Origin of the sequence: Methylomagnum ishizawai (genome assembly GCF_900155475.1) — a bacterium.
Classification (GTDB): Bacteria; Pseudomonadota; Gammaproteobacteria; order Methylococcales; family Methylococcaceae; genus Methylomagnum; species Methylomagnum ishizawai_A.
Map to the genome: position 1 here is coordinate 1 of NZ_FXAM01000008.1, position 20,071 is coordinate 20,071.

Sequence of the window (20,071 nt, forward strand, 5' to 3'; positions counted from 1 at the left end):
AGCGGGTGCGCCGACCCGCAGAAGATGAGCCGCATCAGCGCTTGAAAGGCTTCCATTGCTTCACCGTTGCCGGAACGTGCATTTCAGCCACGGGGCGCTTGTGTGCTTCCACTTCCTGCCGCCTTGGAACAGGATGCCATCCACGCAGAAATCATAGCCTTTCCCTCCGGTGCGGAGTTCCGAGGCGAAGTAGGACGGTTCTATCAGGTAATCCATGACTTCCTGTATTGAGGTGCCGTGGGTGGTGCTTTCGCTGATTCCCCGGCTTTCCCCCCAATTCCTGCCCCAGTTGCCCGAACTGGTGCTGTTGCCTTTGCCGTCCGTACTGCTGCCCCCGCCGTAGCTGCCGCCTACCGAGGCGCTGCGGTTCGTGCCGGTGGTGGTGCTTTCGTTCCAGCCCTTGCGGTGGTGGATGCCGCGCCCGATCAAGTCCGCCGCCCATTTCATGGTCTGGTGATCCTGGCAGGCGTGGATGATTTTCGTCTGAAAATTTGTGAGATAGGCATTCACCGTGTGTTCGGGGTGGCCGGTGCCGCTGGCGGCGGTAGAGCGCCGGAAGGCTTTGCGTCAGGGACACGGCGCAGACGTGGGAGCTTCGCGCCGTGCTTTGAAATTCCGCGTCGTAGCTCGACATGAAGAGTTGGCATTCATCCGCCCAGAGGAAGCACGGGCGGGTTTTTTCGTCACCGGGACGTTCGATGGCGTTGCCATGCGAATTTGAAGATTTGTTGCGCGAGTATCCCGCCGCGTTCCCAGATTTTTAAGGGGAAATCGAGGACGATTACCGCGCCTTCGTGGGAAAGCTCGGGCACCGTGGTGGTGTTGGTGCAGAACAGACGCCGCAAATCCCCTTTGAGGAAGTCGTTCACCATACTGGAAAGGGTGGCGATGATGTTCGAGCGGGTTTTGTTGTCCAGTGAGCCGAAACTGTCTTCACAAAAAAACTGCAAAATCGCTTCGTAATCCTCCTGCGGAGGGGGGATACCGGGTCGCTTCCGGCTTTTTCCATGGTTTTTAGGAAAAACGAGGTTTGCCGGTAGGTTTCATTCTGCACTTGGCCGTGTCCACGGGGGCGCTGGTGACGAAGCGCATCAAATCGGGTAGGGAGACCTGCCCATAGGCGGCGTACAGCACGTCCAGGGCGTTCGAGAGCAGCACGCGCACCGAATCCGTCCAGAAGGCATCCCGCGCCCGCCGCCTTCCATCGCCCGCATGGCTTCCATGACCCGCATCAGCACGGAAACGGCGTTGTTGGCCGAGCTTCCGGCGTCCTGCCGCGCCATTTCGTACTCAAGGAAATTGAACGTCCGCCCGTCCTTGCCGCCGAGGAAGATCATCGAGTTTTGCCGCCCGGTCATTTCCGCGTAATGCCACCATAAATCGGCCTCCCCCGGCTTGGCGCACAGCACCAGTCCGCCCATACCGGCGCGGAGGAACGACAGCGCCAGAGCGCGGCCAGAGCCGGAAGTCTTGCCGGAACCCGTCCCGCCAATAATCGCCGCGCCCATATAGGCGTCGTTTAACGTCCATATGTCACGTTGAGACAGTTTTAGTAACGGTGTTCCGGGGGAATAGCTGTAGTTTTCGGGCATGAAAAATACCGCGTTTACAGTCTTTGGGCTTGCATCGTATCATGCGTGCAAAGTCACAAAAAGCCTGCAAAACAGCGGGGGAATGATGAACAAGTTTCAGCGGGCGGGGCAGGGGGTTTATGGCGCAATCGAGAACGCTTTAGACGATTTGCGCCACACATGGGAGCGGTTCGCCTATGGCCGGAAGGTAACGGGCGAAGTCGATATGTTCACCCCCACCTATGAACACACCGCCGACCCGCACCAAGAGACGCGGGAGGCGTTTGAGCGGGTCTATGGGAAACGGGATACCCCTGAGCAAGGGCAGGAGAGAGAACGGGAGCGCGAGGGACGCGCACGAGAGCCAGAGCAGGAAAGGGAGATAGAGCGGTAGGTTTTGGCAATTAACCACTAAGGGGATAGGCCATGCTGAAAGTTAAAACTATTTCGTCGGTTTTGTTCCTGTCGATATTCAACGCCAACGCATTGGCAGCAGGGTACTACCAAAACAATTATCCACAAACAAACCCGTATGCCGTTCAGGCGGCTAGTGACCAAGAAGCAACCCAGAATTCATCTTCTACCACAAGCGACATAATAAAATGGGGTGTGGCGGCTCTTGGCGCTTATGTGCTTATCAAGAGCGCAGGGGGGCTTTTTGATGGTGGTGGTAGCAGCTACAGCGGAGAAGGAGGGGGCGGAGGTGGTGGGTATGTGCCACTTTCCGATGATGAACGGGGAAAAGCGATGCGGGTTGAACCGATAGACCCGTTTTATGGTTCAGACCACACCGCGCCGCCTATCAGTGATTTTTATGGTTCAGACCATACTCAATAGGCAATAAAATAAATTATTCACATTAATGGGTGGCAATATGACCAGAGAATTAATGATTATTGTTGCAGCGTTTTGTTTTAGCGGTGTGGGTTATGCTGCGGGTAGCGTCAAGGTTTGCAACTATCTAGATCAAAACGTATCATTTGTCTTTGGATGGCATGACGCAATATTACCAGTAGCTGATGGGTGGTATACCGTGAAAGGTGGAACATGTAAAAGGCTTAACTTTCCAGAAGCTGACACATATCTTCCAATGTATGCCTATGCTATATCAGACGATGGAACTGAATATAGGCCAAGGGGTGATTCTGGTAAATTTTGTATAAAGAGAAATGATAATTTTGACCAATATGGCACATTAGCATGTGCGGCAATTGATGCCGCTGTTGATGCTACTGCTACGGAATTAAATGGGGGGAAAAAAACCAAAGTTGGGCTGTAACATGGGAACAATTGAATGCCATGTATAAGGTAAGCGCTGGGGAGTTCATGTTTGATATTGTAAAAGTAAAATAGTTATTTGTTTTAAACTTGGGAAGTGGGTCGCGCTTTCCGCCTTTAATTGCAATAGCTAATGGATTGATTTGGTCTATCGGTGGTAATGGTTCCTCAGTAATAATTACATTTGTGTTGTTCTCTGTTTTCCAGCTAATTGCTTCAAGAAGAATATCAAGCATTCCTTTTTGATTATCTAACATATTTACTCCATTAAATTGATGGGTTTTGTTGCGGCTATAATTGATAGATAACCGTTTATTGCGTCAATTTAATGACATTCACCCTTGTTGAATATCCTAGCGGGGGTGGGGGGCGGCGATGAGCCCCCCGATTCGCCGCGCAGCGGCGACCGCCTTATTTTTCCCCAGCGTCAAACCTTATCCGTTGAATAACCACATTCTCCGGTTTCGGGTCTTTGTTTGAGGACTCGCGGAGATAGTCAAGCTCATGGTTGCGGGATAAGATCGAGAACCCGGCTTAGATTCTGCCCCTCGACGGTGACTTTCCCAATCGTGGCAAAAATCACGATGGTATGGTCTCCGGCATAGATCGCGCCGCGTATGTCGTGAAACGGGATAATCACGCCCTGCCCATCGGCTAGTTTCACATCGAGCATGGCTTTCTTGCGCGTGCGGTCGATGCCGTAGGCGTCGTATTTTTCGATATTCTCCGCATTGATGGAAACAACCTTTTCCTCCCGCGCCGCAGGCGCGGGCGATTCCTTGGGCGTGGATTCCGGCTTTGCGGTGCCGAGGTAACTTTGAAAGAGGGCGGCGTTATCGGTTTTTCCTGTCACTCATCGGTCAATCTCTCTTTCAGGTTCATTGAGTACGCCCCCATAATGGCGGGTAAGTGGGTTTCCCCTGCTCGGCTGTTGGGTATGTTCGGGCAGTTCCACGGGCTTTTTACGGCGTTTCACGAGTTCTTCCCCGCCGACCTGCCGCGCATGGTGCGCGTGGGCTTGGGCGGTGCGGTCGATATTCCGGCTTATATTCTGCGCTTGGCGGCAAGGCAACCTTTTTGCCACTGGACGAAACAGGGTGTTTCCTGCCCGGTGCGGATATATTCGTGATAAGCGGTTTTGGTCAGATAGGGGCGGGAATCGCCAGAATCCCCCGATCCGCATAAGAGCGGTGATCTACCCTATTGGGCTTCCTGCGTCGCTTAGGGCTTTGTTGGCGTATTCCTGCCATGTTTCGCGTAAATCCCGAAGTTTGGATTTATCCTTTACCATATCGTCCCGCGTAAATAACGCGGTATTCCACTCCCTTTCTTTTTTTCCGAATCCCTCCGGCGTCAAAACCCGCATGGTGAGCAAGATATGCGCGTGCGGATTGGGTTTGCCGTCCCGCGCCGGGGGGCAATGGATGGAGAAATCCGCCACCATGCCCTTACCCACGAACTGATCCGCCACGAAGTGGCGGACGAGTTTTATTTGTGCGTCCTTGGATAAGTCGCGGGGTAATGAAACGATGACCTCGCGGCAAAGCTGCGCCTTGGCGCGGCGGGTGGAGATGTCCTCCGCCTTTTCCACCGCGTTCCAGAGCTTACCCCGATCTAACACCCATTCCGCCGCCCCTTCGGGCGCGAGAATTTCTTTATGCACAATGTCCTTTTTCGGGGTGTAGTCGTGGGTAATGCCGGTGCGCTCATCGCAAAGCTTGTCCCGCGCCCGGTAGGCGGCAGCGGCCACGCAGGAATGACCGGCGGCGCGGCTGATGATTTTGACCTCGCAGTGATAATGCCCTGTCGTCATCGGTAGGAGTCCGGGAGGGGAGGAAGACGCCGAGGGGGATCATAGCAGGCTTCGGCGGGGGAAGGCAAGAAAGTCCACTTATACATTCCTCCGCTATCGCTACGGAATGCGTGGACTTCCCCGCCTTCCTTCGGGCGTCGGTGAAAGCGGCAAGGCCGCAAAAAGGCGAAGACAGCGGCGCTAGGGTGGCGGCGCGGTACAGCGGGACGCAATGACCGCTAAGGGTGAAGCGGCCAGCCTCTAGGGGGTGGCCGCTTCCATTTCCGGCTTGGGCTATCGCCCAAGCGGAAACCGTTGGGAGGGTCGGGCGGTTTGTCGTTGACAGGGTTGGGTAAGGTGCTTACCGTTAGTCTTACAGTTAAACTTTACAAAGCCTAATTCCCCATGCTTACCCTAGGACAAGCCGCAAAAGAAACAGGGCTTTCTAAGCCGACAATCTCAGCAGCCATAAAGAAAGGGCGGCTCTCCGCTTCTCGTGGTGAAGGAGGGCAATACCAGATTGATCCCGCCGAGCTTTTCAGGGTTTACCCACCTTCCAGTAATGAAAATGTAATGGCTTTACAAAGCCTAACCCCACAGGAAACCGGCACCTTACACCGGGAGATAGAGCTTTTGCGGGAGCAATTGGAACGGGAGCGGGAATTTAACGCCGAGCTTTCGCGGCGGCTGGACGAGGAAGCGCAAGAGCGGCGGAAGTCCGCCGAAGAAATCCGGCGGCTTACCCTCCTGTTGACACATAAGCCAGAGCGGGAGACCACACAGCCTGAACCTACTACACCGAAGGTCGAGGGCGAAAAGGGGCGGTTTTGGGAAAAGTTATTCGGGCGGAGCCAAATAGATTAACGTGTCGCTCGTCCTATTTGTCTATTTGTGCCAAATATTGATTTTTGGCACAGGTGGATTTCGTCTCTTCTCAACTTTTAAATAAAGTCGTTGGATGCGAGAACTTGATTATTTTGAGATTTGCAGCCGCTAATTTTACGTAAAATAGTGCTCTTTTGTTCTTGGGTAGCGGCTAATGTTAGCTCTTTTCGTAGTTTATGCGTTTTTAGATGCTGTCTATTAGGAAGGGCCAGTTTATCTTTTACAATTATGCCGGTAATTTCAGAGAATCCATTGCGGTAATTCTTTTCCTTATGATACTTAAGTCCACAGCGGCTAATTTGCTGGCGAATTTCCCACATTACCCATTGAGGAACTTCTTTCCCTGATATTGTTAAATCATCCATATAAACAGTAATGATGCACTGAGCATCTTTTGCGATTCTGGAAATTTCATCCCACATATCAACATGGGCAAAATATGAGAGAATCGGACTTAGAGGGCTACCTGTAGGAAGTCTCCCCTTGATTGTTGATATGGCCGTAAGTATCCCTGCTACGTCTTCAGAGCATTTCATGTAGCTATGAAAAAACCAATAGACACGCTTAGATGACGTAGAAACAAAATATTCCTTTATATCAAGGCATACAACATGTTTCTGACCAACATGCTGCTTCGCATTTGTAATGTATGACCTTCGCTTGACTGGACAGAAGAGAAAATCAGGAGGCGAGATTCTCGATAGGAGGTCAGCTATTCTTTTCTGAATAACTTTAAGGTTATAACATGGGTTTTCTATGTGCCTTGATTTGCCTTTTTCGTTAATTTCGTCCCATTCTTTGTAAGAATCACATGCCCCAGCAAGTTTTTGAATGTCTTTAATGCTTATACCAAGAATTTTAGAGAGACGTTTTTTTGTCCTAAGATAATAAATTGGAGATTCTGTATGCGGATAATTTTTTATTTTATTCTGCATACATTTTCCCAGACCGTTCTGCTATAAAACTTAGTAGGCTCAAAATCTTGGAAGACACCGCAACTCTAACCTTTTCTGCGGTTTTATCGTTATTAATGTTTTCAGAAAAGAACAAGATCGAGGAGACTGGAATTTCAAAGACTGCTGAATACTTATCAAGGAGAGACAAAACGGGGGTTTTTTTTCCGCCTTCTATTTCCGATAAGTGGGATTTTGATATGCCAAGCCGTTCAGAAAGTTCCTTCTGCGTCATGTCATGGAATACCCTCAGTGTCCGTAAAGCCTCGTGTAACATGGTTAAATACCCAAGGTTTAAGGGATAGTAATATGCCGGGTTAGCGATCTAGCACGCGAAAAGCTGTGTCAGATAAGTTAATATTCGTGCGATTTGCACAATTATCTCACCAAGACGAGCAGCCCATTTCCATACCTGCGGGTTACAAAGGCAACGCCAAAGTTTTGTCCGCCATTTCAACCGCTCCCGCCGTTTGTCAGCAACATCGTTCATGTGAACCTCCTTCGATTCCGCTCCCGCACCATGCGGGAGCGTCGCCGAAAATCGAAGATTGGGAACGACGGTGTTAACCCGGCATCACTCTGGCGCGGTGGCTCGCCGCCGCCGCGCCCCCCGCCGCCATGTAGGCGCCGGAAAGGTGGAAAGCTCAATTGGCCTTCCTCGGATTGCTTGAGCAATCCAATGAGTGGCGAATATCCCTCAGTTGTTGACTGGCACCAATTATACGTAATAAAGTTCTCAAAGTACACAATAAAGTTCGCTTATAGCGAACAAATCCCGATTCAGAGCGGTACAAGCTGGCTGCTGCTCTTGCGCAGTTAGCCAAGTTTGCTAGGAACACCAGCACCCAGACTCTCGTGCCCTTGCCAAAAATCAAGATTTTTGACACGGCTTCGTGTCCCTGCTAAATCAATGGCCTATCTGTGCCATAAATCAGGGACAAAACATCATGAAAATCGGCTATGCGCGGGTGTCCACCGACGACCAGAACCCGGACTTGCAGCTTACCGCCCTCAAGGCGGCAGGATGCGAGCGGGTGTTCACCGATAAGGCGACGGGGGCGAGCGCCAAGCGCCCCCAGTTGACCCGTTGCCTTGCGGCGCTGGCAGCGGGCGACACGCTGACCGTGTGGAAGCTTGACCGGTTGGGGCGTTCTCTGGGTGACTTGATTGCCCTGATGGACGACCTCAAAGCGCGGGAAGTGGCTTTTCAGTCGCTTACCGAATCCATCGACACGACGACCCCCACCGGGCGGGCGATGTGGCAAATGGTGGGCATACTGGCCGAGCTTGAACGCTCTTTGATCCGGGAGCGCACGCAGGCCGGGCGGGCGGCGGCGGTGGCGCGGGGGGTGAAGATGGGGCGCAAGCCCAAATTGACCGCGCAGCAGGTAGCGCACGCCCGCGCACTACTCGACCAAGGCGAACTTCACGACAGCATAGCCAAGTCGCTGGGCGTTTCTCGGCGGACGCTCTACCGTGCGCTACGGGATTTTTCTTGAATGTCCTGACAATGTGTGTATAACTAACGAATACTCATTTAAGAGGGCGAAAAGCTATGCAACTTGAAGCAGAATCGAGAAGCGAACGGATTGACATTCGCACCACCCCCAGCGCTAAACGTGCCTTGCAGGACGCGGCAGCGGTATCGAGTAAGACGGTTTCCGAATTCCTGCTTGATAGTGCCCTGACCAAAGCCGCCGAGGTTCTGGCGGATCGGCGTTTGTTCGTGTTGAACGATGACGAATGGGCGGCGTTTATGGAGGCGTTGGACGCCCCCACACAGCCGATGCCCCGGCTTGAGCGGCTTTTTCAGGAACCGAGCGTTCTTGAGAAAGCGGGTAATCTATGAGTGTTCTTGAGATTGAGAAATTACGTTTTGACCATGACACGGAAAGGTTTGACTGCGGGAAATCGGAGCTAAACAGTTTTCTAAAACAGTTTGCTTTTAGCAACCAGCGTGCAAACCTTGCGCAAACCTATGTGCTATGTCGTGATAAAAAGATTGTGGCGTATTACAGCCTTGCGGTAGGTCACGCCGATCATAGGGACGCACCCAGCAGGGTTACACAGGGCATCGGGCGGTATCCTGTGCCGCTGATGATTCTGGCGCGGCTTGCCGTTGCCTTGGACGAGCAGGGAAATGGATTCGGCGCGGCCATGTTGAAAGACGCTTTGCAAAGAACCATTCGCGTTGCCGACATTGCGGGTATTAGAGCGCTTTTTGTTCATGCCAAGGACGATGAAGCCCGCGCCTTTTACGAGTATTTCAACTTCCGCCCAAGTCCTATTGACCCTTATCAATTGTTTTTGCTGACGAAGGATATTCGTCGGCTTGTGATGTGATTTGAATTATAAACAATCCGCGCCATCAGGAATTACCCCATGAAACCTAACCAACGGCACATTGTTTCGATAATCGACGGTTGCGCCGCCGATATTGCCACGCTTGGTGACACCATTCTGGTGGAAATGGCTGGAGTTTCCATGGCTTTGGATAAATTACGCGAGTCCTTGGATAAGGTGAATATATACTTGAAAGACAGGGATTTTGATAAAGCTTCTCAAGCTGGTTACGAGGATGTGGCGCAGAACTTTGTTTATCTGCAAAGGACGCTGGCAGGGCTTCAATCGGTAGCACATGACAAAGCAGCACTGATTAGCGGGATTGCTCAAAGCGCAAACGTCGCCTACGAAGATGTTTCCCCTTATGTCGAGGAAAGATTATTGAACCGTTAGTGTTAAATCTTCCCATCATCATTTCGGCCTAAATATCCGCTTCCCCCTTGGGGGACGGGAGGGGGAGCAAACTTAAGGTTTGTGCGCGTAGCGCACTCCTTTCCCCTTGTTCCTGCCTCTTCTCAGAAATACGATTTCCCCAAACACGACAAAGCCGCCCTTAGTTTGACGACCCAGGCGGCTTTGAGAGTGTATCACTCCTGGCAGTTTGGAGCGTCCCCGCTTGAACTGCCCGGCCAGCATAGCGAACCCTGAACCGAAATGGAAGGTCAGACCCATGAACCAATACGAGGAAGAAGACCTTACACCGCGCTCTGAAGAGGAAGCGGCGGAAATGGAGCGGGATTTCCGGGCGGCGATAGAGAAGAGCCAACAATCGGAGAAAGGATGGCGTTTTGGATTACCCGGCAACGAGGAGCAGGACGCTAGGCTAGAGCGAGTCTTTCGAACCGCAGCAGCGCGGCGCATGGTGGCGGCGAGAGAACTGCGGGAGAAAGAAGAGAAACGTATTGCAGAGCTTATTCAATTACCACTTTTTCCATACCCAGAGGCAACCCGTATTGTGTCGAATGATATGGCACGTTCAGCTTTGTTTTCCGCCACTCAGGGAGCGGATAGAAAAACATTAAAAGATACCGTTTTGGCTACCATTGACGGCATAGAGATTATTTTTACCGGAGAGCAGCTTAATCAGGACGACCATGATTTATTGATGCAACTTGTGGATTTTGCACGACATAAGCCCTTTGGAGAAGAAGTAACGGTGCCAGCAAATGTAATTCTTTCGGCGCTTGGGTTGGAAAAGGGCAAAAGTCAGCATGAGCAGCTTAAAGCAGGGATGAAGCGACTACTTACGCCGCTTGTTACGATAAGAAATACGAAAAAGCGGCTAACCTATTATGGTCACATAATAGAAGAAGCGGTGCAGGATGAGGCAAGTAGATATTGGATATATAAGCTTAATGCAAAAATGCGTCTGCTTTATGATAAGTCCAGCTTTAGCCAAATCGAATGGGAAGGGCGCAGAGGTTTGAAGCGGAAAGACCTCGCACGATGGTTACAGGCATTTTATGCCACGCACGCAGACCCTTTCCCTTTATCGGTGGAATTCTTACATCGCATGAGCGGAAGCTCTGCAAAGGAGCTCTGGAAGTTCCGAGAGAATCTTAGAAAAGCCCTCGATGCGCTTGTGGGCATCAATTTTCTGTTGGCATGGGAGATTGATGCAAAAAGTGATCTTGTCAGTGTGCAACGGGCTGGGAAGCAGAAGGACAACCAGCTTTCCCTCCCCCATATAAGTCATCACCTGAACCAGTCAGGTAAGGGTACTCAATAGCGCTAAAAGTTATCCACAGGGTACGGCATTCGAGGGAGGTTTGGGCTTTAGGGTACGGCATTCGAGGGAGGTTTGGGCTTTAGGGTACGGCATTCGAGGGAGGTTTGGGCTTTAGGGTACGGCATTCGAGGGAGGTTGAGGGTTCCAGCTACGGCATTCGAGGGAGGTTGCTACGGCATTCGAGGGAGGTTGCTACGGCATTCGAGGGAGGTTTGCCCAAAAAAAACATCACGCAACTATTTGATTTTTAAACACATTTCGCCAACGCGCTTTTTGCCCTAATCTTCTTCTAATCCTTTTTTAATCTTAAGACGCGCGCGCGATTGCGCGCGCGTCAAGTAAAAGGAATTCGCTTCGCTCATGCCTGTTTGCATGTGGGGGGCTTACGCCGCCCCCCACACCCCCGCGCAGGGGGACACGCTGCGGTGTGCCTCCCCCGCCCTCTCCTGCTCGAAACGATGCGCCCGTACTCGAAGCCCTCAAGGGTACGGCTTCGCCCGTTCTCCGCTACGCTGCGAACGCCCTTGACCGCTCCTCCGTGCGGACGCGGTGCCGTAAGCAGGTCGGGACGGGGGAATAGGGCTTTCACAGTCGAACAAGGGAATGAACCCGAAAACCCAATGCGGGCAGGGACAGGCAGGGCAGTAGGGAAAAGAACAGGGAAGCGGGGGAGGGGGTAAGGAGGAGAAGGACGGAATCCGGTTTTTCCTGCTGTACCGGGGGGCCAAGACCGGAGGCATTCAGGAAAAGGGGCTGTGAGGCGCTGAGAGCGCTTTTTCCTGCTTTTGGCTAGAGAGGTAGCTGAAATGGTCGTTTCGTCGCTGTACGGGCAATTCTAGGCCATTGGCGGCGGTGTTTCGGTGATGGGTTCGCCTGTGTCGATGGAAGTATCTTCCGGGCGGGGTGGAAGAGGCGAGGCCGGAGGGGACGGGCGGCGCTCTTGCAGGATGAGCCGTTGCAGGTGGGGAGGCAGGCTCCGAATCATCGTCATTTCGTCCGCATACCGGCCTTTATGGCTCGTAAGCGCAGGAACGACCACCGGGGTTGGTTCCCGCCTGGGGCGCGGTATTGCGGTGTGTAGCGGGCGGGGATACCACTCCCGCCATGCTTTGAGCTGTTCGAGGTTTTGAGCGCACCAGACCTTGAGCCGCCAGACGCCGGGAATCAACAGGAAATCGACGAGGTTGCCCCCCGTGCCCGTGCCGACATGCAACGCCAGATAGCGGAGCATCAGGCCGACGATGACCACCCAACCCAGCGGCGAGGCCAGCAGGGCGGCGGGGAGGTAGACCAGACCCCAAAACAGTTGCATGGGGAGCCAGATAAGCCGCATCACGTAGCCGAAGGCCACGGGGCGGCCTGTGCGCCACCACACGAACCAGAGAACCAGCAACACCGCTAGGACAGCGAGGGTCAGCAGGGCGCGGGGTCCGCTTTGCGGGGTGGCACAGGCGAGCGGGTGCGCCGACCCGCAGAAGATGAGCCGCATCAGCGCTTGAAAGGCTTCCATTGCTTCACCGTTGCCGGAACGTGCATTTCAGCCACGGGGCGCTTGTGTGCTTCCACTTCCTGCCGCCTTGGAACAGGATGCCATCCACGCAGAAATCATAGCCTTTCCCTCCGGTGCGGAGTTCCGAGGCGAAGTAGGACGGTTCTATCAGGTAATCCATGACTTCCTGTATTGAGGTGCCGTGGGTGGTGCTTTCGCTGATTCCCCGGCTTTCCCCCCAATTCCTGCCCCAGTTGCCCGAACTGGTGCTGTTGCCTTTGCCGTCCGTACTGCTGCCCCCGCCGTAGCTGCCGCCTACCGAGGCGCTGCGGTTCGTGCCGGTGGTGGTGCTTTCGTTCCAGCCCTTGCGGTGGTGGATGCCGCGCCCGATCAAGTCCGCCGCCCATTTCATGGTCTGGTGATCCTGGCAGGCGTGGATGATTTTCGTCTGAAAATTTGTGAGATAGGCATTCACCGTGTGTTCGGGGTGGCCGGTGCCGCTGGCGGCGTGGTAGAGCGCCGGAAGGCTTTGCGTCAGGGACACGGCGCAGACGTGGGAGCTTCGCGCCGTGCTTTGAAATTCCGCGTCGTAGCTCGACATGAAGAGTTGGCATTCATCCGCCCAGAGGAAGCACGGGCGGGTTTTTTTCGTCACCGGGCGACGTTCGATGGCGCGTTGCCATGCGAATTTGAAGATTTGTTGCGCGAGTATCCCGCCGCGTTCCCAGATTTTTAAGGGGAAATCGAGGACGATTACCGCGCCTTCGTGGGAAAGCTCGGGCACCGTGGTGGTGTTGGTGCAGAACAGACGCCGCAAATCCCCTTTGAGGAAGTCGTTCACCATACTGGAAAGGGTGGCGATGATGTTCGAGCGGGTTTTGTTGTCCAGTGAGCCGAAACTGTCTTCACAAAAAAACTGCAAAATCGCTTCGTAATCCTCCTGCGGGAGGGGGGATACCGGGTCGCTTCCGGCTTTTTCCATGGTTTTTAGGAAAAACGAGGTTTGCCGGTAGGTTTCATTCTGCACTTGGCCGTGTCCACGGGGGGCGCTGGTGACGAAGCGCATCAAATCGGGTAGGGAGACCTGCCCATAGGCGGCGTACAGCACGTCCAGGGCGTTCGAGAGCAGCACGCGCACCGAATCCGTCCAGAAGGCATCCCCGCGCCCGCCGCCTTCCATCGCCCGCATGGCTTCCATGACCCGCATCAGCACGGAAACGGCGTTGTTGGCCGAGCTTCCGGCGTCCTGCCGCGCCATTTCGTACTCAAGGAAATTGAACGTCCGCCCGTCCTTGCCGCCGAGGAAGATCATCGAGTTTTGCCGCCCGGTCATTTCCGCGTAATGCCACCATAAATCGGCCTCCCCCGGCTTGGCGCACAGCACCAGTCCGCCCATACCGGCGCGGAGGAACGACAGCGCCAGAGCGCGGCCAGAGCCGGAAGTCTTGCCGGAACCCGTCCCGCCAATAATCGCCGCGCCCATATAGGCGTCGTTTAACGTCCATATGTCACGTTGAGACAGTTTTAGTAACGGTGTTCCGGGGGAATAGCTGTAGTTTTCGGGCATGAAAAATACCGCGTTTACAGTCTTTGGGCTTGCATCGTATCATGCGTGCAAAGTCACAAAAAGCCTGCAAAACAGCGGGGGAATGATGAACAAGTTTCAGCGGGCGGGGCAGGGGGTTTATGGCGCAATCGAGAACGCTTTAGACGATTTGCGCCACACATGGGAGCGGTTCGCCTATGGCCGGAAGGTAACGGGCGAAGTCGATATGTTCACCCCCACCTATGAACACACCGCCGACCCGCACCAAGAGACGCGGGAGGCGTTTGAGCGGGTCTATGGGAAACGGGATACCCCTGAGCAAGGGCAGGAGAGAGAACGGGAGCGCGAGGGACGCGCACGAGAGCCAGAGCAGGAAAGGGAGATAGAGCGGTAGGTTTTGGCAATTAACCACTAAGGGGATAGGCCATGCTGAAAGTTAAAACTATTTCGTCGGTTTTGTTCCTGTCGATATTCAACGCCAACGCATTGGCAGCAGGGTACTACCAAAACAATTATCCACAAACAAACCCGTATGCCGTTCAGGCGGCTAGTGACCAAGAAGCAACCCAGAATTCATCTTCTACCACAAGCGACATAATAAAATGGGGTGTGGCGGCTCTTGGCGCTTATGTGCTTATCAAGAGCGCAGGGGGGCTTTTTGATGGTGGTGGTAGCAGCTACAGCGGAGAAGGAGGGGGCGGAGGTGGTGGGTATGTGCCACTTTCCGATGATGAACGGGGAAAAGCGATGCGGGTTGAACCGATAGACCCGTTTTATGGTTCAGACCACACCGCGCCGCCTATCAGTGATTTTTATGGTTCAGACCATACTCAATAGGCAATAAAATAAATTATTCACATTAATGGGTGGCAATATGACCAGAGAATTAATGATTATTGTTGCAGCGTTTTGTTTTAGCGGTGTGGGTTATGCTGCGGGTAGCGTCAAGGTTTGCAACTATCTAGATCAAAACGTATCATTTGTCTTTGGATGGCATGACGCAATATTACCAGTAGCTGATGGGTGGTATACCGTGAAAGGTGGAACATGTAAAAGGCTTAACTTTCCAGAAGCTGACACATATCTTCCAATGTATGCCTATGCTATATCAGACGATGGAACTGAATATAGGCCAAGGGGTGATTCTGGTAAATTTTGTATAAAGAGAAATGATAATTTTGACCAATATGGCACATTAGCATGTGCGGCAATTGATGCCGCTGTTGATGCTACTGCTACGGAATTAAATGGGGGGAAAAAAACCAAAGTTGGGGCTGTAACATGGGAACAATTGAATGCCATGTATAAGGTAAGCGCTGGGGAGTTCATGTTTGATATTGTAAAAGTAAAATAGTTATTTTGTTTTAAACTTGGGAAGTGGGTCGCGCTTTCCGCCTTTAATTGCAATAGCTAATGGATTGATTTGGTCTATCGGTGGTAATGGTTCCTCAGTAATAATTACATTTGTGTTGTTCTCTGTTTTCCAGCTAATTGCTTCAAGAAGAATATCAAGCATTCCTTTTTGATTATCTAACATATTTACTCCATTAAATTGATGGGTTTTGTTGCGGCTATAATTGATAGATAACCGTTTATTGCGTCAATTTAATGACATTCACCCTTGTTGAATATCCTAGCGGGGGTGGGGGGCGGCGATGAGCCCCCCGATTCGCCGCGCAGCGGCGACCGCCTTATTTTTCCCCAGCGTCAAACCTTATCCGTTGAATAACCACATTCTCCGGTTTCGGGTCTTTGTTTGAGGACTCGCGGAGATAGTCAAGCTCATGGTTGCGGATAAGATCGAGAACCCGGCTTAGATTCTGCCCCTCGACGGTGACTTTCCCAATCGTGGCAAAAATCACGATGGTATGGTCTCCGGCATAGATCGCGCCGCGTATGTCGTGAAACGGGATAATCACGCCCTGCCCATCGGCTAGTTTCACATCGAGCATGGCTTTCTTGCGCGTGCGGTCGATGCCGTAGGCGTCGTATTTTTCGATATTCTCCGCATTGATGGAAACAACCTTTTCCTCCCGCGCCGCAGGCGCGGGCGATTCCTTGGGCGTGGATTCCGGCTTTGCGGTGCCGAGGTAACTTTGAAAGAGGGCGGCGTTATCGGTTTTCCTGTCACTCATCGGTCAATCTCTCTTTCAGGTTCATTGAGTACGCCCCCATAATGGCGGGGTAAGTGGGTTTCCCTGCTCGGCTGTTGGGTATGTTCGGGCAGTTCCACGGGCTTTTTACGGCGTTTCACGAGTTCTTCCCCGCCGACCTGCCGCGCATGGTGCGCGTGGGCTTGGGCGGTGCGGTCGATATTCCGGCTTATATTCTGCGCTTGGGCGGCAAGGCAACCTTTTTGCCACTGGACGAAACAGGGTGTTTCCTGCCCGGTGCGGATATATTCGTGATAAGCGGTTTTGGTCAGATAGGGGCGGGGAATCGCCAGAATCCCCCGATCCGCATAAGAGCGGTGATCTACCCGTATTGGGCTTCCTGCGTCGCTTAGGGCTTTGTTGGCGTATTCCTGCCATGTTTCGCGTAAATCCCGAAGTTTGGATTTATCCTTTACCATATCGTCCCGCGTAAATAACGCGGTATTCCACTCCCTTTCTTTTTTTCCGAATCCCTCCGGCGTCAAAACCCGCATGGTGAGCAAGATATGCGCGTGCGGATTGGGTTTGCCGTCCCGCGCCGGGGGGCAATGGATGGAGAAATCCGCCACCATGCCCTTACCCACGAACTGATCCGCCACGAAGTGGCGGACGAGTTTTATTTGTGCGTCCTTGGATAAGTCGCGGGGTAATGAAACGATGACCTCGCGGCAAAGCTGCGCCTTGGCGCGGCGGGTGGAGATGTCCTCCGCCTTTTCCACCGCGTTCCAGAGCTTACCCCGATCTAACACCCATTCCGCCGCCCCTTCGGGCGCGAGAATTTCTTTATGCACAATGTCCTTTTTCGGGGTGTAGTCGTGGGTAATGCCGGTGCGCTCATCGCAAAGCTTGTCCCGCGCCCGGTAGGCGGCAGCGGCCACGCAGGAATGACCGGCGGCGCGGCTGATGATTTTGACCTCGCAGTGATAATGCCCTGTCGTCATCGGTAGGAGTCCGGGAGGGGAGGAAGACGCCGAGGGGGATCATAGCAGGCTTCGGCGGGGGGAAGGCAAGAAAGTCCACTTATACATTCCTCCGCTATCGCTACGGAATGCGTGGACTTCCCCGCCTTCCTTCGGGCGTCGGTGAAAGCGGCAAGGCCGCAAAAAGGCGAAGACAGCGGCGCTAGGGTGGCGGCGCGGTACAGCGGGGACGCAATGACCGCTAAGGGTGAAGCGGCCAGCCTCTAGGGGGTGGCCGCTTCCATTTCCGGCTTGGGCTATCGCCCAAGCGGAAACCGTTGGGAGGGTCGGGCGGTTTGTCGTTGACAGGGTTGGGTAAGGTGCTTACCGTTAGTCTTACAGTTAAACTTTACAAAGCCTAATTCCCCATGCTTACCCTAGGACAAGCCGCAAAAGAAACAGGGCTTTCTAAGCCGACAATCTCAGCAGCCATAAAGAAAGGGCGGCTCTCCGCTTCTCGTGGTGAAGGAGGGCAATACCAGATTGATCCCGCCGAGCTTTTCAGGGTTTACCCACCTTCCAGTAATGAAAATGTAATGGCTTTACAAAGCCTAACCCCACAGGAAACCGGCACCTTACACCGGGAGATAGAGCTTTTGCGGGAGCAATTGGAACGGGAGCGGGAATTTAACGCCGAGCTTTCGCGGCGGCTGGACGAGGAAGCGCAAGAGCGGCGGAAGTCCGCCGAAGAAATCCGGCGGCTTACCCTCCTGTTGACACATAAGCCAGAGCGGGAGACCACACAGCCTGAACCTACTACACCGAAGGTCGAGGGCGAAAAGGGGCGGTTTTGGGAAAAGTTATTCGGGCGGAGCCAAATAGATTAACGTGTCGCTCGTCCTATTTGTCTATTTGTGCCAAATATTGATTTTTGGCACAGGTGGATTTCGTCTCTTCTCAACTTTTAAATAAAGTCGTTGGATGCGAGAACTTGATTATTTTGAGATTTGCAGCCGCTAATTTTACGTAAAATAGTGCTCTTTTGTTCTTGGGTAGCGGCTAATGTTAGCTCTTTTCGTAGTTTATGCGTTTTTAGATGCTGTCTATTAGGAAGGGCCAGTTTATCTTTTACAATTATGCCGGTAATTTCAGAGAATCCATTGCGGTAATTCTTTTCCTTATGATACTTAAGTCCACAGCGGCTAATTTGCTGGCGAATTTCCCACATTACCCATTGAGGAACTTCTTTCCCTGATATTGTTAAATCATCCATATAAACAGTAATGATGCACTGAGCATCTTTTGCGATTCTGGAAATTTCATCCCACATATCAACATGGGCAAAATATGAGAGAATCGGACTTAGAGGGCTACCTGTAGGAAGTCTCCCCTTGATTGTTGATATGGCCGTAAGTATCCCTGCTACGTCTTCAGAGCATTTCATGTAGCTATGAAAAAACCAATAGACACGCTTAGATGACGTAGAAACAAAATATTCCTTTATATCAAGGCATACAACATGTTTCTGACCAACATGCTGCTTCGCATTTGTAATGTATGACCTTCGCTTGACTGGACAGAAGAGAAAATCAGGAGGCGAGATTCTCGATAGGAGGTCAGCTATTCTTTTCTGAATAACTTTAAGGTTATAACATGGGTTTTCTATGTGCCTTGATTTGCCTTTTTCGTTAATTTCGTCCCATTCTTTGTAAGAATCACATGCCCCAGCAAGTTTTTGAATGTCTTTAATGCTTATACCAAGAATTTTAGAGAGACGTTTTTTTGTCCTAAGATAATAAATTGGAGATTCTGTATGCGGATAATTTTTTATTTTATTCTGCATACATTTTCCCAGACCGTTCTGCTATAAAACTTAGTAGGCTCAAAATCTTGGAAGACACCGCAACTCTAACCTTTTCTGCGGTTTTATCGTTATTAATGTTTTCAGAAAAGAACAAGATCGAGGAGACTGGAATTTCAAAGACTGCTGAATACTTATCAAGGAGAGACAAAACGGGGGTTTTTTTTCCGCCTTCTATTTCCGATAAGTGGGATTTTGATATGCCAAGCCGTTCAGAAAGTTCCTTCTGCGTCATGTCATGGAATACCCTCAGTGTCCGTAAAGCCTCGTGTAACATGGTTAAATACCCAAGGTTTAAGGGATAGTAATATGCCGGGTTAGCGATCTAGCACGCGAAAAGCTGTGTCAGATAAGTTAATATTCGTGCGATTTGCACAATTATCTCACCAAGACGAGCAGCCCATTTCCATACCTGCGGGTTACAAAGGCAACGCCAAAGTTTTGTCCGCCATTTCAACCGCTCCCGCCGTTTGTCAGCAACATCGTTCATGTGAACCTCCTTCGATTCCGCTCCCGCACCATGCGGGAGCGTCGCCGAAAATCGAAGATTGGGAACGACGGTGTTAACCCGGCATCACTCTGGCGCGGTGGCTCGCCGCCGCCGCGCCCCCCGCCGCCATGTAGGCGCCGGAAAGGTGGAAAGCTCAATTGGCCTTCCTCGGATTGCTTGAGCAATCCAATGAGTGGCGAATATCCCTCAGTTGTTGACTGGCACCAATTATACGTAATAAAGTTCTCAAAGTACACAATAAAGTTCGCTTATAGCGAACAAATCCCGATTCAGAGCGGTACAAGCTGGCTGCTGCTCTTGCGCAGTTAGCCAAGTTTGCTAGGAACACCAGCACCCAGACTCTCGTGCCCTTGCCAAAAATCAAGATTTTTGACACGGCTTCGTGTCCCTGCTAAATCAATGGCCTATCTGTGCCATAAATCAGGGACAAAACATCATGAAAATCGGCTATGCGCGGGTGTCCACCGACGACCAGAACCCGGACTTGCAGCTTACCGCCCTCAAGGCGGCAGGATGCGAGCGGGTGTTCACCGATAAGGCGACGGGGGCGAGCGCCAAGCGCCCCCCAGTTGACCCGGTTGCCTTGCGGCGCTGGCAGCGGGCGACACGCTGACCGTGTGGAAGCTTGACCGGTTGGGCGTTCTCTGGTGACTTGATTGCCCTGATGGACGACCTCAAAGCGCGGGAAGTGGCTTTTCAGTCGCTTACCGAATCCATCGACACGACGACCCCCACCGGCGGGCGATGTGGCAAATGGTGGGCATACTGGCCGAGCTTGAACGCTCTTTGATCCGGGAGCGCACGCAGGCGGGCGGGCGGCGGCGGTGGCGCGGGGGGTGAAGATGGGGCGCAAGCCCAAATTGACCGCGCAGCAGGTAGCGCACGCCCGCGCACTACTCGACCAAGGCGAACTTCACGACAGCATAGCCAAGTCGCTGGCGTTTCTCGGCGGACGCTCTACCGTGCGCTACGGGATTTTTCTTGAATGTCCTGACAATGTGTGTATAACTAACGAATACTCATTTAAGAGGGCGAAAAGCTATGCAACTTGAAGCAGAATC

General features: G+C 52.5%; 31 protein-coding genes. 16 read left to right on the plus strand and 15 right to left on the minus strand.

Annotated features, from left to right (window positions below; translation table 11 throughout):
• Positions 1 to 60 precede the first annotated feature (60 nt).
• The 3 genes from B9N93_RS24205 to B9N93_RS24215 form a co-directional block, all read right to left on the minus strand.
• Positions 61 to 447, minus strand: a complete 387-nt coding sequence (locus B9N93_RS24205; protein WP_085216917.1) for a hypothetical protein — start codon at positions 445 to 447, stop codon at positions 61 to 63.
• 236 nt (positions 448 to 683) lie between these two features.
• Complete coding sequence (locus B9N93_RS24210) at positions 684 to 950, minus strand: hypothetical protein (RefSeq protein ID WP_085216918.1); 267 nt, start codon at positions 948 to 950, stop codon at positions 684 to 686.
• Between the two features lie 141 nt (positions 951 to 1,091).
• The gene (locus tag B9N93_RS24215; protein WP_085216919.1) at positions 1,092 to 1,592 is read right to left on the minus strand and encodes a hypothetical protein; all 501 of its coding nucleotides are present in this window, start codon (positions 1,590 to 1,592) and stop codon (positions 1,092 to 1,094) included.
• On the opposite strand from B9N93_RS24215, the gene B9N93_RS24220 reads away from it, so the two are divergent.
• Genes B9N93_RS24220 through B9N93_RS24225 form a run of 3 tightly spaced genes read left to right on the plus strand, consistent with a single transcriptional unit; the run spans position 1,591 to position 2,850 of the window.
• Complete coding sequence (locus B9N93_RS24220; RefSeq protein WP_085216920.1) at positions 1,591 to 1,965, plus strand: hypothetical protein; 375 nt, start codon at positions 1,591 to 1,593, stop codon at positions 1,963 to 1,965. The two genes, B9N93_RS24215 and B9N93_RS24220, sit on opposite strands and share 2 nt — an antisense overlap.
• A gap of 32 nt (positions 1,966 to 1,997) precedes the next feature.
• A complete protein-coding gene (locus B9N93_RS25175) occupies positions 1,998 to 2,408 on the plus strand; it encodes a hypothetical protein (RefSeq protein ID WP_125469223.1) in 411 nt (136 codons plus the stop codon).
• A gap of 37 nt (positions 2,409 to 2,445) precedes the next feature.
• On the plus strand, positions 2,446 to 2,850 hold the full coding sequence (locus B9N93_RS24225) for a DUF1036 domain-containing protein (RefSeq protein WP_176225434.1): 405 nt from the start codon (positions 2,446 to 2,448) through the stop codon (positions 2,848 to 2,850).
• Here B9N93_RS24225 and B9N93_RS25180 read toward each other — a convergent pair.
• On the minus strand, positions 2,807 to 3,106 hold the full coding sequence (locus B9N93_RS25180; RefSeq protein ID WP_125469224.1) for a hypothetical protein: 300 nt from the start codon (positions 3,104 to 3,106) through the stop codon (positions 2,807 to 2,809). The two genes, B9N93_RS24225 and B9N93_RS25180, sit on opposite strands and share 44 nt — an antisense overlap.
• A gap of 245 nt (positions 3,107 to 3,351) precedes the next feature.
• The gene (locus tag B9N93_RS24230; protein ID WP_085216922.1) at positions 3,352 to 3,702 is read right to left on the minus strand and encodes a hypothetical protein; all 351 of its coding nucleotides are present in this window, start codon (positions 3,700 to 3,702) and stop codon (positions 3,352 to 3,354) included.
• A gap of 84 nt (positions 3,703 to 3,786) precedes the next feature.
• Here B9N93_RS24230 and B9N93_RS24235 point away from each other — a divergent pair, with 84 nt between their 5' ends.
• Positions 3,787 to 3,978, plus strand: coding sequence for a hypothetical protein (locus tag B9N93_RS24235; RefSeq protein ID WP_085216923.1), 192 nt, complete (start codon positions 3,787 to 3,789; stop codon positions 3,976 to 3,978).
• 66 nt (positions 3,979 to 4,044) lie between these two features.
• On the opposite strand, the gene mobQ (B9N93_RS24240) is transcribed toward B9N93_RS24235, so the two are convergent.
• A complete protein-coding gene (mobQ, locus tag B9N93_RS24240) occupies positions 4,045 to 4,662 on the minus strand; it encodes a MobQ family relaxase (protein ID WP_085216924.1) in 618 nt (205 codons plus the stop codon).
• Between the two features lie 384 nt (positions 4,663 to 5,046).
• Here mobQ (B9N93_RS24240) and B9N93_RS25185 point away from each other — a divergent pair, with 384 nt between their 5' ends.
• Positions 5,047 to 5,505 (plus strand): helix-turn-helix domain-containing protein, encoded by a 459-nt coding sequence (locus B9N93_RS25185; protein ID WP_125469225.1) that lies wholly within the window; start codon positions 5,047 to 5,049, stop codon positions 5,503 to 5,505.
• Positions 5,506 to 5,582: 77 nt separating this feature from the next.
• Here the strand turns inward: B9N93_RS25185 and B9N93_RS24250 are convergent, their stop codons facing one another.
• Positions 5,583 to 6,461 carry a reverse transcriptase family protein gene (locus B9N93_RS24250; protein ID WP_085216926.1) on the minus strand — a complete coding sequence of 293 codons (879 nt, stop codon included), beginning with the start codon at positions 6,459 to 6,461 and terminating at the stop codon, positions 5,583 to 5,585.
• A complete protein-coding gene (locus B9N93_RS24255) occupies positions 6,451 to 6,756 on the minus strand; it encodes a helix-turn-helix transcriptional regulator (protein WP_085216927.1) in 306 nt (101 codons plus the stop codon). The genes B9N93_RS24250 and B9N93_RS24255 overlap by 11 nt, the downstream gene beginning before the upstream one ends.
• A 670-nt stretch (positions 6,757 to 7,426) precedes the next feature.
• On the opposite strand from B9N93_RS24255, the gene B9N93_RS24260 reads away from it, so the two are divergent.
• From B9N93_RS24260 to trfA, 5 genes are all read left to right on the plus strand, one after another.
• Positions 7,427 to 7,978, plus strand: a complete 552-nt coding sequence (locus tag B9N93_RS24260; RefSeq protein ID WP_085216928.1) for a recombinase family protein — start codon at positions 7,427 to 7,429, stop codon at positions 7,976 to 7,978.
• 56 nt (positions 7,979 to 8,034) lie between these two features.
• The gene (locus B9N93_RS24265) at positions 8,035 to 8,328 is read left to right on the plus strand and encodes a type II toxin-antitoxin system TacA family antitoxin (RefSeq protein ID WP_085216929.1); all 294 of its coding nucleotides are present in this window, start codon (positions 8,035 to 8,037) and stop codon (positions 8,326 to 8,328) included.
• The gene (locus B9N93_RS24270) at positions 8,325 to 8,822 is read left to right on the plus strand and encodes a GNAT family N-acetyltransferase (protein WP_085216930.1); all 498 of its coding nucleotides are present in this window, start codon (positions 8,325 to 8,327) and stop codon (positions 8,820 to 8,822) included. Before B9N93_RS24265 ends, B9N93_RS24270 begins: the two co-directional genes overlap by 4 nt.
• A gap of 39 nt (positions 8,823 to 8,861) precedes the next feature.
• Positions 8,862 to 9,215 carry a hypothetical protein gene (locus tag B9N93_RS24275; RefSeq protein ID WP_085216931.1) on the plus strand — a complete coding sequence of 118 codons (354 nt, stop codon included), beginning with the start codon at positions 8,862 to 8,864 and terminating at the stop codon, positions 9,213 to 9,215.
• A 277-nt stretch (positions 9,216 to 9,492) separates the two neighbouring features.
• A complete protein-coding gene (gene trfA / locus B9N93_RS24280; protein WP_085216932.1) occupies positions 9,493 to 10,551 on the plus strand; it encodes a plasmid replication initiator TrfA in 1,059 nt (352 codons plus the stop codon).
• Positions 10,552 to 11,386: 835 nt separating this feature from the next.
• On the opposite strand, the gene B9N93_RS24285 is transcribed toward trfA, so the two are convergent.
• Both B9N93_RS24285 and B9N93_RS24290 read right to left on the minus strand, forming a co-directional pair.
• Positions 11,387 to 12,061: a hypothetical protein gene (locus B9N93_RS24285; protein WP_085216933.1), complete on the minus strand. Its 675-nt coding sequence runs from the start codon at positions 12,059 to 12,061 to the stop codon at positions 11,387 to 11,389.
• A 4-nt stretch (positions 12,062 to 12,065) separates the two neighbouring features.
• Positions 12,066 to 13,523: a type IV secretory system conjugative DNA transfer family protein gene (locus tag B9N93_RS24290; protein WP_085216934.1), complete on the minus strand. Its 1,458-nt coding sequence runs from the start codon at positions 13,521 to 13,523 to the stop codon at positions 12,066 to 12,068.
• Positions 13,524 to 13,605: 82 nt separating this feature from the next.
• Here B9N93_RS24290 and B9N93_RS24295 point away from each other — a divergent pair, with 82 nt between their 5' ends.
• From B9N93_RS24295 to B9N93_RS24300, 3 genes are read left to right on the plus strand one after another with little or no spacing between them, the layout of a single operon-like run.
• Positions 13,606 to 13,980, plus strand: a complete 375-nt coding sequence (locus tag B9N93_RS24295) for a hypothetical protein (protein WP_085216920.1) — start codon at positions 13,606 to 13,608, stop codon at positions 13,978 to 13,980.
• Positions 13,981 to 14,012: 32 nt separating this feature from the next.
• Positions 14,013 to 14,423: a hypothetical protein gene (locus tag B9N93_RS25190; RefSeq protein ID WP_125469223.1), complete on the plus strand. Its 411-nt coding sequence runs from the start codon at positions 14,013 to 14,015 to the stop codon at positions 14,421 to 14,423.
• Between the two features lie 37 nt (positions 14,424 to 14,460).
• Positions 14,461 to 14,940: a DUF1036 domain-containing protein gene (locus tag B9N93_RS24300; protein ID WP_176225436.1), complete on the plus strand. Its 480-nt coding sequence runs from the start codon at positions 14,461 to 14,463 to the stop codon at positions 14,938 to 14,940.
• Here the strand turns inward: B9N93_RS24300 and B9N93_RS25195 are convergent, their stop codons facing one another.
• The 3 genes from B9N93_RS25195 to mobQ (B9N93_RS24310) form a co-directional block, all read right to left on the minus strand.
• Positions 14,941 to 15,123 carry a hypothetical protein gene (locus B9N93_RS25195; protein WP_125469226.1) on the minus strand — a complete coding sequence of 61 codons (183 nt, stop codon included), beginning with the start codon at positions 15,121 to 15,123 and terminating at the stop codon, positions 14,941 to 14,943.
• Between the two features lie 154 nt (positions 15,124 to 15,277).
• Positions 15,278 to 15,721, minus strand: a complete 444-nt coding sequence (locus B9N93_RS24305) for a hypothetical protein (RefSeq protein ID WP_085216936.1) — start codon at positions 15,719 to 15,721, stop codon at positions 15,278 to 15,280.
• The gene (gene mobQ, locus B9N93_RS24310; RefSeq protein ID WP_085216937.1) at positions 15,718 to 16,680 is read right to left on the minus strand and encodes a MobQ family relaxase; all 963 of its coding nucleotides are present in this window, start codon (positions 16,678 to 16,680) and stop codon (positions 15,718 to 15,720) included. Before mobQ (B9N93_RS24310) ends, B9N93_RS24305 begins: the two co-directional genes overlap by 4 nt.
• Positions 16,681 to 17,066: 386 nt before the next feature.
• On the opposite strand from mobQ (B9N93_RS24310), the gene B9N93_RS25200 reads away from it, so the two are divergent.
• Entirely contained in the window at positions 17,067 to 17,525 is a 459-nt protein-coding gene (locus B9N93_RS25200) for a helix-turn-helix domain-containing protein (protein ID WP_125469225.1), read from the plus strand.
• Between the two features lie 77 nt (positions 17,526 to 17,602).
• On the opposite strand, the gene B9N93_RS24320 is transcribed toward B9N93_RS25200, so the two are convergent.
• Together B9N93_RS24320 and B9N93_RS24325 are read right to left on the minus strand one after the other, a co-directional pair.
• Positions 17,603 to 18,481: a reverse transcriptase family protein gene (locus B9N93_RS24320; protein ID WP_085216926.1), complete on the minus strand. Its 879-nt coding sequence runs from the start codon at positions 18,479 to 18,481 to the stop codon at positions 17,603 to 17,605.
• Positions 18,471 to 18,776, minus strand: coding sequence for a helix-turn-helix transcriptional regulator (locus B9N93_RS24325; RefSeq protein WP_085216927.1), 306 nt, complete (start codon positions 18,774 to 18,776; stop codon positions 18,471 to 18,473). Before B9N93_RS24325 ends, B9N93_RS24320 begins: the two co-directional genes overlap by 11 nt.
• Before the next feature lie 670 nt (positions 18,777 to 19,446).
• On the opposite strand from B9N93_RS24325, the gene B9N93_RS26675 reads away from it, so the two are divergent.
• On the plus strand, positions 19,447 to 19,623 hold the full coding sequence (locus B9N93_RS26675; protein ID WP_254899544.1) for a recombinase family protein: 177 nt from the start codon (positions 19,447 to 19,449) through the stop codon (positions 19,621 to 19,623).
• A gap of 140 nt (positions 19,624 to 19,763) precedes the next feature.
• A complete protein-coding gene (locus tag B9N93_RS26680; protein WP_254899545.1) occupies positions 19,764 to 19,850 on the plus strand; it encodes a hypothetical protein in 87 nt (28 codons plus the stop codon).
• Positions 19,851 to 20,071 lie beyond the last annotated feature (221 nt).